We start from the raw sequence: 14,065 nt of genomic DNA, 5'->3' as shown, positions 1-14,065 counted from the left end.
TCTCCCATTAGTATTAATCGCTCTCTACCCGCCCCGTCTTCTTTCCCGCCTCGTTGTCGGTAAAGAATCCACCCCTCCCTGTCCAGGGTGGGGAGCCATTTTTAGTAGTACATTAAATAGAATTGGTGCCCCTAATATTCGAGAAACAACCTACTCTATTTGAGTGTTGGAGAAACAGGGCGTTATCGTTAATTGATTTTTGCGTTAGCTATTGCAGCGGCATTTTTTTGTTTTTATCCGCCTGTCCCTGATCCTGCAAGGTTTTTTTAACCTTGTAGGTATCTCCGTTGGGTGATGGATTTAGTCCCAAAGGGTATGGAAAACCTTGTGGGACTGCCTAAAGATGTGTTGGGCAGGGAAGCTCCTTACCCATGTAGGGGGTGGTGGAAGGGGTAGTGTGTATCCAGACGCTATTGTGATGTGGCTATTTAGGCTCCCATTAGTATTAATCGCTCTCTACCCGCCCCGTCTTCTTTCCCGCCTCGTTGTCGGTAAAGAATCCACCCCTCCCTGTCCAGGGTGGGGAGCCATTTTTAGTAGTACATTAAATAGAATTGGTGCCCCTAATATTCGAGAAAGAAGCTACTCTAATTTAAGTGTTGGAGAAATAGGGCGTTATCGTTAATTGATTTTTGCGTTAGCTATTGCAGCGGCATCCTTTTTTGGCTTGAATCCTGCAAGGTTTCCAAAACCTTGTAGGTATCCGTTTGCCATGTCCGGATGTGGCCAAAAAAGATATAGCGGAAAGAGCGACCCGTAGGGGAACGCCGAGCAAAGAAAAATCCAGTTTATTCTGATAATTCCGCAAAATATTGATAGAAATATGGAATGGTCTCTATGCCTTTTAGGTAGTTCCAAACGCCAAAATGCTCGTTGGGCGAATGTATAGCGTCGCTGTCCAGACCGAAGCCCATGAGAATGGTCTTGCTTTTCAATTCCTTCTCGAAAAGGGATACAATTGGGATGCTACCACCACTACGCTGGGGTATGGGGGTTTTGCCAAAAGTGGTTTCATAGGCTTTTGAAGCGGCTTTATAGGCATTGTTGTCTATAGGTGTTACATACCCTTGGCCACCGTGATGGGGAGTAACCTTAATGGTGACTCCGTCCGGGGCCAGACTTTCAAAATGGGTTTTGAACAACTCGGTTATTTCCTTCCAATCCTGGTGTGGCACCAGGCGCATTGAAATTTTGGCGTACGCCTTACTGGGGATAACGGTTTTGGCTCCCGCACCGGTATAGCCACCCCAAATTCCGTTAACGTCCAAGGTAGGTCTAATGGAGTTGCGTTCGTTGGTGGTATAACCTTTTTCTCCATAGACAGCTTTTATATCCAGGGCTCTTTTGTAGTTTTCCAAGCTAAAAGGGGCCTTGGCCATTTCTGCACGTTCTTCCATGGAGAGTTCTTCTACCTTATCATAGAATCCAGGGATGGTAATGTGGTTGTTTTCGTCGTGGAGTGAGGCAATCATTTTGGTCAAAACATTGATGGGATTAGCCACTGCGCCACCGTATAGACCTGAGTGAAGATCCCTATTGGGTCCGGTAACTTCAACTTCCACATAACTGAGTCCACGTAGGCCGGTGGTTATGGAAGGTACATTATTGGCTATCATGCCGGTATCTGAAATTAAGATGATATCATTGGCTAGTTTTTCTTTGTTTTCCGCTACGAAGGTGCCCAAATTCTCACTTCCCACTTCCTCTTCCCCTTCTATCATAAATTTCACGTTACAGGGCAATTGGTTGGTTTGTACCATAAATTCCAGAGCCTTTACGTGCATATACATTTGTCCCTTGTCATCGCAGGCGCCTCTGGCAAAGATGGCTCCTTCAGGGTGTACGTCGGTGGGTTTGATGACCGGCTCAAATGGAGGAGAGTTCCAAAGGTCTATGGGGTCTGCTGGTTGAACGTCATAATGGCCATAAACCAAAACGGTGGGCAATTCCGGATTTATTATTTTTTCCCCGTAGACAATGGGGTAACCATTGGTTTCACATATTTCTGCTGTGTCGCAACCAGCTTCCAAAAGTGAAGCCTTAACGGCTTCGGAAGCATTGATAACATCCTGGGAATATGCTGGGTCGGCGCTTACTGAGGGTATCTTTAAAAGGTGGATCAACTCATTGATAAAACGTTCTTTGTTTTTAACTAGGTACTCCGAAATATCTTGCATGTTTTGGTTTAATTGAAGGCTAAATTTACAAAAAAGAACTTTTTATTGGCTAAGTATTTTAAAATTGAAAAATTACTTTATATTTGCATCCCGATAATAATCGGGATAAATGCAGGCGTGGTGGAATTGGTAGACACGCTAGACTTAGGATCTAGTGCCGTGAGGTGTGAGAGTTCGAGTCTCTCCGCCTGTACTTAATGAAAAAGCTCTTCAGAAATGAGGAGCTTTTTCTGTTTATAAACCCTTTAGTTTAATAGCGCTAAGTTGCTGCCGGTAAGATTTTGGACATTGGCGGTAATCTTATCAATGGGCCAGTCCCACCATTGCAGTTCCAATAGCTTGGCAATATCCGCTTCCGAAAAACGCTTCCGGATCAATTGGGCAGGGTTGCCGCCCACAATACCATAAGCTTCAACATCTTTTGTTACCGTGGAATTGCTGGCTATTATGGCCCCATCACCAATGGTAATTCCTGGCATTATGGTAGCATTATAGCCAATCCAAACATCATTGCCAATTACCGTATTGCCTTTTGAAGGATAGCCCTTACCTTCCATGGCGTGGCTCCAATCCTTGCCAAAAATGGCGAAGGGATAGGAGGAAATGGAATTGCTCAAATGATTGGCTCCATTCATTATGAAGGTTACACTGGAGGCGATCATACAGAATTTTCCAATAATGAGCTTGTCTCCAATAAAATCAAAATGATATTTCACATTTTTCTCAAAATTGGCCACATCCTCAAAATCATCGTAATAGGTGTAATCGCCCACATGTATATTGGGGTTCTTTACAATGTTCTTTAAAAAGCAAAGTCGATCGTAGTTCTCTAACGGAAACGGAATGTTTTTATCAGGTGCGTTCATAGGACTATAAATTTGATAATTAACGGTAAATTATGCCCAAAGCAGCGCTAAATGTAGCGCAAAGCGTTGATAGTTTTTAATTTTTTTAAAAATATTTAACCCGAATTGGGTTAACAAAAACCCTTGTCTCAAATTATAAGTCTAGAAAGGCTTGACCTTCCGTTTTTCGACTATTGGGAGGATATCAATTCTTTGGATAAGGACATAAATTGGCATGGGAATTATCCTTGCCATAGAGCAATGGATCAAGTAACAGATCTAGTCCCAATGTTTTTTTACTATAAATTCAAAAAATTATGCCCAAGAATACGGTCGCGACTTTGCTTTAGCTCCCCTCAAATAAAAGGATGTTTATGCATTTGTCCTTTTTTTTATGGTGTCGATTTCGTGCTGGAAGAAATGGGACAATCGGTGGTTGCCATACCTGGGTGCAATGTTGTCATCAGCCATAAAGGTCAAGAAAAATTCAATAGGGCCGTAGGATTTAGAGGAGGTAAAAGTTCTCATTATCCATAGTATGGATTTGCGCACCCAATGGGGTAAATGAATAATGTTTATGGGCTTTCCAGAGGCTAATAGAGCCATTTCTGCAACCTCGTAATGGGTAAGAATATCGGGTCCGCCCACCGCAATCTCCTTCTTTTTGGAGTCAATTGCATCTACACAAACCTGGGCCAAATCGGCACCATGTATAGGATTGAATTTCTTTTTGCCTTTCCCAAAAATATAGACTCTTCCTTTTTCTGCCATTTTTAAAAAGTCGAGCATATCGGAAAAGAACCCATTGGGACGAATTATGGCATACTCTAGCCCGGATGTAGTGAGCTGATCTACAAAGGCTTCCTTTGCTTCCACTAGTTTTAGGTCTTTGTGCAATTGTCCATTGATAACGGATACGTAAATAAACTTTTTTACGCCTGCCTTTTTGGCTTCTTCCAATAGGTTGATATTGGCCCCAAAATCTACGTCCATGTAGGTGAGTCCGTCTTTTTGGCGAGTAATTCCTACTGTGGAAATCACGGTATCCACTCCGTGGAAATGCCCCCTTAAGGTTTCCGGGCGTGTAACTTCGGCTTGGATAATCTCTGCCAGTTTTGAGGCCATGTCAATTATCTTGCCCGGTTTTCTTACTATAATTTTAGTGTCAATATTTCTAGAAATCAATTCCTTGGTAATATAATTTCCCAAATATCCAGTGGCTCCCGCCAAAAGGATCGTTTTTTTTATTTCGTTATGTTGCATTTTTATATTTTCAAAGTTAATAGTCCGTGACTATCGGATTCACTATAATAATTCATAGATTAAAAGTAATAGGTAACTCATGACAGGTCGTTCCAAATTATGATTTGGAACTATTTGCCAGGTGCTATTTTATTGGAATGGAATCCCTTCCGACAGCCAAATAATCGTAGCCCAGTAATTGTTTCTAAGGTTAGCATTTTCTAATAATTCCTCCTGTTGATCGTTGTCCAAAACGTGTCCATTTATAAAGACTACTTCAGGTTATTCAAGGGTATATGTTATTTTGCAAATTATGACAATGCCGGCCGGAACTTATTCAATGGCATCCAAAAACTCGGTTATGGCTGTGGTTACTTTTTCTTTAACGGCAATGTAATCTTGTATGTTGCCACTGAAGGAGGCATCCATATTGGTCAACAAAACATATCCTGAATTACCATTTTGATCTATTTCCATATGTGTGGAGATCCCAAAACTGTTACCTCCATGTAAGGCCTTTCCATCTTGGAAATACCAGAATAACCCATGGTTTTCTGCAAAATCCTGAGGCACCGTCCCGGCAGCCAATTGAGGGGCAAAGAGGAGCTCATAGGAGTCTTTGGAAAATAAGACCGTGGATTCCCCTTTAATACCCTTTACCATATCCAATAGATACTTGCCCATGTCGTCATTGGTGGTATACATGCTTCCCTCTGGATAGGAATCATTGGCGTAAACTGGTAGCGGGGTGTCCTCATTTATATATCGCGTAGCCATTTCGTGGGTATTGATTTCCGAAATATCATAAGTGGAAGCATTCATTTGCAAGTGGTGCAAAATATTTTCTTTTACATAATCATCAAAGGATTGTCCCGTTGCCGTTTCAATGATATACCCGGTTAGGCCGGTAGCCAAATTGGAGTAGTTCCAGGTACTTCCTGGAGGCGTGTCAGCAAAATTATCCAAACTGTAAAGATCACCATCTTCCACGAAATAGTTAGCCAGAAATTCTTCCAAGGTAAAAGTTTCTCTTTGTTCTATTCCAACTTCGTCCATTAGGAGGCCGGCACCGGCAGTGGCAATATCCTCACCAGGTATAATATGGTAATTGTGGGCCAAATAGACCTCAGGGTTGTCTAAAAGGCCAGAGGTATGGGTAACCAAGTGTTTTATCTTGATGACCCCTTCCGGTTGCTTGGGGTTAATAAGTTGGATGGGCAAGATATCGTTTATATCCGTTTCCAAGGTGAAATACCCCTGTTCAATGGCTTTGGCCACCGCAGCTCCAACGAAGGTCTTACTTAGGGAAGCAATAGAATTTATTGATTCATTGGTATAGGCTATTTGGTTCTGGATATTGGCATAACCAAAGGACTCCTGGTAAACAATATTATTGCCTTTTACAATACTGATCGCTAACCCAGGCACCGTATGGGATTGTACTAGTTCTCCCAGATAAACGTTTAAATCGGTAGCGCTTGATATGGAGGTAGGTTCATTAATTGTTGCTCCATCATCATTGCTGGAGCAGGATGTTAACGTAAGGATGATACTTAGAATGGTTAGTACTAGGATTCTGGATAAAGTTGTCATTTTAATATGATTTTTTAGATTTATATTTTATAGTCGACAAAGATGCGTGGACAAGCTTTGCCGTTCGTTCTGGATTATTATTTAGTACTTATTTTTATTTATTATTTTGGTCCTTGTTATGCCTTGGATCAAGAGATAAAGACAGAGTAATAATTCTCCCAGGTCGGCAGGAGCGGTTATATATGCTGATATAGCCTTGCTTTTTTCGGGAAGAAGAAAGTAGACGACAAAATCCAATAGATACCCAAAACAGCCTACGATCAAGAATATTCCTATGATTTTGGGAAACCAATTCGATTTAAAAACCAAATAGCCCAGAGGTAGCAGCCATAGTCCGAAAAATAGCTGTGCAATGTGATATCCTTTATTATGCATCTCCAAATAGAACAGGACCGAACTATTTATCTGATCTACACCGTATGATGTATTAATTCCAATTGGATTCAATAATAGTAAAGGGGCATAATGGTTAAGCATATTGATGCACATAATGGCCACGGCCACTGTTACGCTAAGGACCATAAGACCGGCCATAGCCCGACTTGTTTTTTTGAATAATTCGTACAAGACCATGGGCAGCAGAAAAAACGCTAATTGCATTATGAGATCTGCAACAAAACCCATTCGGAAGAGCATTACATTATTCTTAATATTCCTTACGGTTTGGGCGCCATCGGTTAAGTTTACCAATGTGTACCGTACATGTTTTTCGGCGAAAATGCCGCAGATGATAACCGTAAGGTAAAGTGTCCCCGCAATTAGGGCCATCCTTTTATTGTTTAACATGGTGGGAAGTATAAAAAGTTTTTGTGTAGGATTGATGACGATTAAATATCACTAATTTTATTTCAACGGATTGGCCAATTGCTCATCATATGCCTCCCAAAAGGCAAGGTCCCGGCTCTTTTTCTTTTCTAATGGATTTTTTTTCCATTTTTTGGAAAGCAGGATATTCATATTAAAATAGCGGTTATACATGTCGGCTCCGTTGCCTATGTCCACCATGCCATAATGGTAGCGTAGATCCAGTAGGAGTCTCGATTTTTTAAACTTGAACTCATAGCCCATACCAAATTGTAAGCCGGCATCCCAGCGACTATAGGTACCCAGTTCCGAACCGAATTCCATTTTGGACTTACCTCCGGACAGGTTGCCATTGCTCTCGGTTTTTAACCGGCCTCCTATGTTATAACTTATTACTGGTCCGGCGTTTAAATATAGGTTGCACAAATGAAGGCGCCCCATTACGGGTAGGTCCAGGGTGTTGAACCTAATCTTGGTTTCCTGGCCTGTAAGAGGATTATTATTTTTCAACCGTCCTCCTTTCATAACAAAATAAAGTTCAGGTACCAAGGAGAAATACTCATTGATTCCGGCCTGGAAGGAGGCTCCTGCTTGAATTCCCCAATATCCCTTTTTAAAATCTTTAAGATCTTTGTTGTTGTCCCCATAATGAAGACTTGTTGGGGTGTAGTTGATCACTATGTCCATAAAAGTCTCCTGGGCCATGGTCTTTCCGGTAAAGGTGGCCATTGTAACGAATAATAATAATTGCTTTCTCATCTTTGTGATAGAATTTATGATTGATTATGGGACAAAGATGAAAATGTAGTGGGTGTCAAACGCCCGTACTTATGATTCCGAACTATTTAGGTGAAATTTGGAACTTGTTTATTTCGCATCCGTTAAAAGTGGTATTGTAAGAGAAGTGTTTTTCCAGGTACCCCTATCATTTTAATCTGTACTCGAAATTTAGGGCATCCTCAGTTTTAACCATTGCTTAGGGGTCATCCCGGTTTCTTTTTTAAAGAAGGTATTGAAGACGGTTTTGGAATTGAAACCACTGTCGTAGGCCAGCCCAAGTAAGGTCAGGTTTTTATTGGCAGGGTCTACGGCCATTTGTTGAAACTCTTTTATACGGAATTGATTTATAAAATCGTTGAAATTTTTTCCGAAATGGTTGTTCAACAGCCATGAAAGTTTGTTGGGGTGCAGCCCCACATGGGCGGCCAGTTGTTTTAAGTTTAGTTCTGGGTCAATAAATAGCTTTTCTTGGTGCATAAGTAGTTCCAAGACCTCGGAATAATGCTCAATTTGACCACTGTCAAAAGGGAATGAAGCTACGGGGCTTTTGGGCTCCAAAATAAATTCTGGCAAATCCAGGGTTTGAAATATTGAATCCTCAATTTCTTTATATTTCCTATGGGTACGCAATGGTTCCAATAGTGGGTCGTTTCTAAAATTGAACAATTGTCCAGATCTTTCCTTTATCCGATTATGAAGTATATTCAAGGCCATTTCATGGTTGCCACTATAAACCTCATAATAGAGGTCCCACGCACGAAGACTAATCTCCGCGGCCTCCTGCAATTCTTTTTCTACCTCTTTTTTTGAAATATTAAAAGCATCTGCGTTGTGCATGAGGTCATAAATGGCCCTATATGAATTGGGTCGTTCCAACTGTGGAGTATTTTCAACAAACGATGCCAGCAGATCTGCCTGCCGGTCTAAAATCAGGGCTGCAGCCTTCATTTCCAGTGCCAAGGGAAAACATGGATTTATTGATAAAGCCTTGTCAAAAAGAACAACCGCTTCTTGGAAGTTCTTTTTGAAGTAAATCATATTGCCTTTAGTGAAATATAGGTTGGCGGATAGGGGATTGATGCGCAATGCCATTTTGTTATTGGCCAAGGCTTCGTCTATTTTTCCCAAGGCAGAAAAGCCGTCTGCCATGGCATCACGTACTTCCGAGGAATTAGGATTAATTTTAAGGGACAATTGTAAATGTTCAAAAGCATCCTTGTAGTTCCAATAACCCCAAAAACTAATGGTACCCTTCACATAATGTCCCATGGCAGAGTTGGGATTCAGTTGAAGTCCAATATCAATGTACCTATTGGCCTCCAGAAGCCCTTCGTCCTTTATTAAATATCCCCAGCTGGCAAGCATACCCAAACACCAACCTTTTTCAAAATGGGCATCGGCATAACTAGGGTCTAGTGTTATACTTTGTTCAAAATAAGGGATGGCATTTTTAACATCTTGGGCGTTCCAACGCATGCGCAATTCGCGGCCTTTTAAAAGGTGTTTGTAAGCCTCAATATTTTTGGTAGGGGCTTCAATTAAATGTTCCTGAACCTCCAGGTGTCCAAAATTCTCCCGAATCTTGTCGACGATTAGAAGACTAATCTCATCCTGTAGTTGAAATATATCGGAAAGATGGCGATCAAAATTCTCGGACCAGATATGAAATCCTGTGTCGGTGCGTATCAATTGGGCTGTAATCCTTACCCGATCATTCAAAATCCTTGCACTTCCTTCAAGCAATGTTTCCACCCCAAGCTCATTTCCAATGATTCGGGCATCCAAATGTTTATCCTTGTAGTAAAAGGTAGATGTTCTAGCGGTCACTTTTAGGTCACGTACTTTGGTCAGCGCATTGATGATTTCTTCCGTAATGCCGTCCGAAAAGTACTCGTTTTCTTCCCTTCCAATGTTTACAAAAGGGAGTACTGCAATAGACTTTGGATTAAAAGAGGTATGCACTCGTGGGCAGGGGTTGTTCGTTAAATAGAAAAAAAATCGCAACTAAAATACAAATTTTAATCTAAAAGTATCCAGTTTTAGTAGCTCGGCAAGGGTCATATTCAGGAACTGTTTATGGAAATCAAGACCTAATTGAAAATCAGAACCTTTTAGTGATAATCGGAACTTTTAAGGGTATATAGCTGGCTAACTTGCACTTGTAAAATAGTGCGGAACACTAAAAATATACCTTATGAATTATCCTTTTGTACGACCTAAATTTTATTTGAGATTGATTAAGACCTTAATGCAGTTTGTCTCTCAGCCCCAGTATCTTCCATTAAAAGACTTAATAGTCAAGAATAAAATATTCGACACCTTGGGATTGTTCCTGATTAAACTGGTCTTTTCGCTATTGATCGCAAATGTACTGGCTGTTTTTTATGAGCCAAAAAATATCACGGATGCAAATATGTCGGAGCGGTTTGCTCCTTTAACCTACCTCTTGGTGGGGGGTGTAATTCTACCCCTTTATGAAGAGGTTTGTTTTAGATTGAGTCTTAAGTTTAAACCGCTGTATGCGGCTTTTACTTTTACGTCGCTATCATATTACTTGCTTACAAAAGCCATATACAAAACCAACTTGAGCCTAGTGGATGAAACCTTTTATACCCGGGTGTTGCTCTCCCTGTTTCTTGGTGTAATTGCATATGCCTTAATGTATAGGAAAAAAATCACCAAAAAGCTAGCCGCTATTTGGGAGAATAATTTTAGGTGGATTTATTACCTTTCCTGTGTGCTGTTTGCCTGGTTGCATATTTTTAATTTTGAACTGACCTGTACCAATCTACTCCTGCTTCCTATTATAACCTTGCCCCAGTTGTTTGGTGCCACCATTGCCGGATATACACGACTCAGCTTTGGGTTTAAATATCCATTGTTTGTTCATATGGGTACTAATTTGCTTTTTATAGGCTTAACATTTCTACCGTTGGATTAGTTGGTTTGTCAGCAAGGTTAGCAAGCCTACATCCTGTAAATGTAAAGCTGATTTAATCCTTAATAGTGAACAATTCCATGTTTTGCTCTTTTCCTTTCAGTTCGTTTTTGCCCAAGGATTGTATTTTGAATTCTGGTTCAAGGGTTAGGCTTTGGCACAAATCCCCAGAAATTAGAATGTCTACATTTAATGGGTTGCAGAGCCCCTGAATTCTAGCGGTAGTATTGAGGACGTCGCCCGTAAATATAATTTCCTTCTTCAGCTCACCTATTTCCCCTGTAGTCACCTTCCCGAAGTGAAATCCCGCTTTAAAGGTAGGTGTAATGCCGTAGTGGGAGGAATACCATTTTGCCCTTTCGTGAAGGTCCTTTTTCATGGCAAAAAAACATTTGATACAATTGTTGTTTACAATACCGGCCTCATATTTCCATGAGATAATAATTTCGTCCCCCACATATTGGTAGATTTCTCCAGAATGTTGAATAATAGCTTCCGAAAAGTCGGCGTAATACTCCTTCAGAAGTTCAAAATACTTTATATGGCCCAATTGTTCTGCTATGGCCGTTGAGGATTTCATATCGGAAAACATGAAAATCCTTAATTCCTCGGTAGGGGTGTGATATTTTCCGGTAAAGAAATTCATTAGGACACCGTGCCCAATATTTTCACTGATTTCGGAGTAGAATAAGGAGGCCAAAAGTGATGTCGCTAACTGGATATCGGTACTTAGGTGTGTAATGCTGGTAAGGTAGTCCCCGAACATATCCCAGACACCTGGGTCAAAGATTGAAATATCCAGTTCCAAGCTCTTGGCAATAGGATAGGTGACGGAAGTAATGATCAAGAGCAACAATATGTAAAAAATGGTTTTGTATACGATCTTCTTGGTAAAACTTTTTTTTGAAAAAACTTGGTTTAGATATAGGAGTTCTATGGTCCCAATGAGCAGTCCAACAATCATGAGGGCAGCGCTTGAAAATAGGAATACCTCAAAATTCATGGCAATCCTGGAGGATTGGTCCTGATCGGAATTGCCCGCTGCAGCTTGCTCCACGATCCAAAATATCCAACCAGATACCAGCCAAATAATTCCAAACGGGATTATACGGGTAAGGATTCTTCTAGCTTTGGGAGATAATTGTAACGTCATGGAGAAAGTAAACTCTTGAAAAACCTCTGTAAAGTTAATGTCTTTTTTAAAATTGTCACTGAAAAGTGTTTATTGCAAATTATTGTACTTTTGGAATATGTTGCTTTCTTTAGCAATGAAATCTAAGATCAAAAATCAATGCCAAGCAATAAAAACCGACGCATTGCGGTCATAATGTTCACCGATATTGTTGGCTACACCGCTCTGATGCAGAGGGATGAAAATGCCGCAGCGGAAATGCGGGCCCGTCATAGACAGGAGTTCGAAAAAAATCATAAACTTCATAATGGGGATATCCTCCAATATTATGGAGACGGAACCCTGAGCGTTTTTTCCAGTGGCTTGGAGGCAGTGGAATGCGCCATAGCCATACAAAAAGCTTTGCAAAAGGAGAACGCCGTGCCGCTTCGCGTAGGGTTGCACCTGGGAGATATTGTTTTTGATGGAACGGAAGTTTATGGGGACGGAGTAAATATGGCTTCCCGTATAGAGAGTCTGGGAATTGCAGGTTCAATTTTGTTATCTGGGAAATTAAATGATGAGCTAAAAAACCATCCGCATATACCCACAATATCTTTGGGTGATTTTAATCTCAAGAACATTGCCAGGCCAATAGAAATATTTGCTATAAATAAGCAAGGTATACAGGTGCCCAGTCGTTCCGATCTTATGGAGGTTCCTGAAAATGAGCCCAAGTCTATTGCTGTTCTCCCCTTTGTAAATATGAGTTCCAATACGGACAATGAATATTTTAGTGACGGCATGACAGAGGAGATCATTAACGCCCTTGCTAAAATCAAGGGATTAAAAGTAACTTCTAGAACCTCGTCCTTTCACTTTAAAAATGTTAATCTTCCCATAGCTCAGATAGGCAAGGAACTTAATGTATCTACCATCCTGGAGGGTAGCGTGCGGTTGTCCAAAAATAAAATGCGCATAACTGCACAGCTGATCGACGTAAAGAATGATTTTCATTTTTGGTCGGAAACTTTTGATAGGTCCTTGGAAGATGTCTTTGCCGTTCAGGATGAAATTAGTCTGCTCATTGCAGAAAGATTGAGGGAACATATTGGACATTTTGAAATTGAAGGCCAATTGGTCCAAGACCCCGAAGTGCCAATTGATATATACCAAGGCTATTTAAAAAGCAGGTATCATATTTTAAAGATGGGCAAGTCCGATATTGAAACAGGGATGTCAATTTTAGAAAGAATTCTAGAGGATTACCCTCATTTTGCATTGGCCCATTTGGGGATGCATCTGGCCTATACGTTATTGGGTACAATAGGTTTGGTGCCCCTACAAGAGGCCTTTGCAAAGGGACAGCCTTTTTTGGACAAGGCCATAGAATTGGATGAAAACTTGCCCGAATGTCAATTGCACCTTTCCTATGCCTCCTTGATTCAAAAATGGGACCTACAAGAAACCTATAAGCATTTAAACAAAGTGTATGAAGCGGGACCACTTGTTGACTATTACCCGAGTATGGCATCCGCCTTGGTAGCCGAAGGGAGTTTTGGTGCGGCCCGGACCTATATTGAAACCGCCCTTCAGCTCGATCCTTTCTCTTCCATAAATTATCATTTGAAGGGATTTATAGATTACTGCGAAGAAAAATATGATGATGCCATAAAGTGTTTTGAAAAGGGAGTAGAACTGAAAGTAGATTTTAAAACCTCTACATTATATTGGGGGCAGTCACTGTTGTTGATGGGTAAAGGCAAGGAAGGATTGGCCTTTTTTGAGAAATTGCCACAGAATGAAACCGAAGATATCATGAGACTGGGGGGGACAACAATGGCCCATGCGGTATTAGGTAATAAGGATAAGGCCGAAAAGGGAATAGCCAAGTTGGAAGTAGCCCTGGAAACCGATCTTATGGGGAGGGCCTTAAACTTGCTTATTCTGTGCAATGCCCTGTTGGGGAAAATACCGGAAACCATTAGCTTAATAGAACAAGGTGTTGCCCACAGATTGCCAATGATGATTTACATTTTTGTGGAACCAATATTGAAGCCCTTTTACGGAATGCCCCGTTTTAAGGAACTTAGGAGGCAAGTTTTGGGTGAAGACAGTAAATTTTCGACCAAGAAACGGAAGTATCAAAAATCGTTGTTCAATAATACACAGCTCAGGGAATATAAGAAAAATTTGGATCGGTTAATGTTGGAAGAGGAGCCCTACTTGGACCCCAACCTTACACTTCCGATTTTGGCGGAAATGATGGAAATTCCTTCCAATCATTTATCGCAGCTGCTAAATGAGGGGTATGGAAAAAATTTTGCCGATTATGTGAACACCTACCGTCTGGAAGCTTTTAAGGCCAAGGTGGCCGACCAATCCCAAAGACAGCTCACTATTCTTGCATTGGCATATGATAGCGGCTTTAACTCCAAAACCGTCTTTAATACCTATTTTAAAAAGATAATGGGTACAACCCCCAGAGCTTATTGGAAAAAAATAGTGGCTTAAAAGGTTCCGATTTGTAATCCAGAACGACCAGTCCTGACATTTTATACATCTTTGTCTCAAA

Annotated in this window: 10 protein-coding genes and 1 tRNA gene; 3 read left to right on the top strand and 8 right to left on the bottom strand. The window is 40.9% G+C overall.

Annotation, left to right across the window (positions count from 1 at the left end):
- Window positions 1-788: 788 nt before the first annotated feature.
- Window positions 789-2,177: a dipeptidase gene (locus C7972_RS14870; RefSeq protein ID WP_110356970.1), complete on the bottom strand. Its 1,389-nt coding sequence runs from the start codon at window positions 2,175-2,177 to the stop codon at window positions 789-791.
- Window positions 2,178-2,288: 111 nt separating this feature from the next.
- Between C7972_RS14870 and C7972_RS14865 the strand changes: the two genes are divergently transcribed.
- Window positions 2,289-2,370: transfer RNA gene (locus C7972_RS14865), tRNA-Leu, on the top strand.
- Window positions 2,371-2,422: 52 nt separating this feature from the next.
- Here the strand turns inward: C7972_RS14865 and C7972_RS14860 are convergent.
- The 6 genes from C7972_RS14860 to C7972_RS14835 all read right to left on the bottom strand — a co-directional run bounded on the left by C7972_RS14860 (window position 2,423) and on the right by C7972_RS14835 (window position 9,445).
- Window positions 2,423-3,043, bottom strand: a complete 621-nt coding sequence (locus tag C7972_RS14860) for a CatB-related O-acetyltransferase (RefSeq protein ID WP_110356969.1) — start codon at window positions 3,041-3,043, stop codon at window positions 2,423-2,425.
- 351 nt (window positions 3,044-3,394) lie between these two features.
- Window positions 3,395-4,285 carry an SDR family oxidoreductase gene (locus C7972_RS14855; RefSeq protein ID WP_110356968.1) on the bottom strand — a complete coding sequence of 297 codons (891 nt, stop codon included), beginning with the start codon at window positions 4,283-4,285 and terminating at the stop codon, window positions 3,395-3,397.
- Between the two features lie 312 nt (window positions 4,286-4,597).
- On the bottom strand, window positions 4,598-5,857 hold the full coding sequence (locus C7972_RS14850; protein ID WP_110356967.1) for a serine hydrolase: 1,260 nt from the start codon (window positions 5,855-5,857) through the stop codon (window positions 4,598-4,600).
- 81 nt (window positions 5,858-5,938) lie between these two features.
- Window positions 5,939-6,643: a DUF4386 domain-containing protein gene (locus C7972_RS14845; RefSeq protein ID WP_110356966.1), complete on the bottom strand. Its 705-nt coding sequence runs from the start codon at window positions 6,641-6,643 to the stop codon at window positions 5,939-5,941.
- 57 nt (window positions 6,644-6,700) lie between these two features.
- Window positions 6,701-7,420: a porin family protein gene (locus C7972_RS14840; protein WP_110356965.1), complete on the bottom strand. Its 720-nt coding sequence runs from the start codon at window positions 7,418-7,420 to the stop codon at window positions 6,701-6,703.
- 189 nt (window positions 7,421-7,609) lie between these two features.
- Entirely contained in the window at window positions 7,610-9,445 is a 1,836-nt protein-coding gene (locus C7972_RS14835; protein WP_146216332.1) for a helix-turn-helix domain-containing protein, read from the bottom strand.
- Window positions 9,446-9,635: 190 nt separating this feature from the next.
- Between C7972_RS14835 and C7972_RS14830 the strand changes: the two genes are divergently transcribed.
- Window positions 9,636-10,382, top strand: coding sequence for a hypothetical protein (locus tag C7972_RS14830; protein WP_110356963.1), 747 nt, complete (start codon window positions 9,636-9,638; stop codon window positions 10,380-10,382).
- A gap of 52 nt (window positions 10,383-10,434) precedes the next feature.
- Here the strand turns inward: C7972_RS14830 and C7972_RS14825 are convergent, their stop codons facing one another.
- Window positions 10,435-11,532 (bottom strand): adenylate/guanylate cyclase domain-containing protein, encoded by a 1,098-nt coding sequence (locus C7972_RS14825; protein WP_110356962.1) that lies wholly within the window; start codon window positions 11,530-11,532, stop codon window positions 10,435-10,437.
- A 138-nt stretch (window positions 11,533-11,670) separates the two neighbouring features.
- On the opposite strand from C7972_RS14825, the gene C7972_RS14820 reads away from it, so the two are divergent.
- On the top strand, window positions 11,671-14,004 hold the full coding sequence (locus C7972_RS14820; RefSeq protein ID WP_110356961.1) for a helix-turn-helix domain-containing protein: 2,334 nt from the start codon (window positions 11,671-11,673) through the stop codon (window positions 14,002-14,004).
- Window positions 14,005-14,065 lie beyond the last annotated feature (61 nt).

This window comes from Arenibacter sp. ARW7G5Y1 (assembly GCF_003201775.1).
GTDB lineage: Bacteria > Bacteroidota > Bacteroidia > Flavobacteriales > Flavobacteriaceae > Arenibacter.
Note: the sequence above shows the minus strand (reverse complement) of the source record. Positions and strands in the feature narration are given on the sequence as shown.

Bases quoted from the DNA above. Each gene is read 5' to 3' on its own strand.
- C7972_RS14840 (WP_110356965.1), bottom strand. From the start codon at position 7,420: ATGAGAAAGCAATTATTATTATTCGTTACAATGGCCACCTTTACCGGA.
- C7972_RS14845 (WP_110356966.1), bottom strand. From the start codon at position 6,643: ATGTTAAACAATAAAAGGATGGCCCTAATTGCGGGGACACTTTACCTT.
- C7972_RS14855 (WP_110356968.1), bottom strand. From the start codon at position 4,285: ATGCAACATAACGAAATAAAAAAAACGATCCTTTTGGCGGGAGCCACT.
- C7972_RS14870 (WP_110356970.1), bottom strand. From the start codon at position 2,177: ATGCAAGATATTTCGGAGTACCTAGTTAAAAACAAAGAACGTTTTATC.
- C7972_RS14820 (WP_110356961.1), top strand. From the start codon at position 11,671: ATGCCAAGCAATAAAAACCGACGCATTGCGGTCATAATGTTCACCGAT.
- C7972_RS14825 (WP_110356962.1), bottom strand. From the start codon at position 11,532: ATGACGTTACAATTATCTCCCAAAGCTAGAAGAATCCTTACCCGTATA.
- C7972_RS14860 (WP_110356969.1), bottom strand. From the start codon at position 3,043: ATGAACGCACCTGATAAAAACATTCCGTTTCCGTTAGAGAACTACGAT.
- C7972_RS14850 (WP_110356967.1), bottom strand. From the start codon at position 5,857: ATGACAACTTTATCCAGAATCCTAGTACTAACCATTCTAAGTATCATC.
- C7972_RS14830 (WP_110356963.1), top strand. From the start codon at position 9,636: ATGAATTATCCTTTTGTACGACCTAAATTTTATTTGAGATTGATTAAG.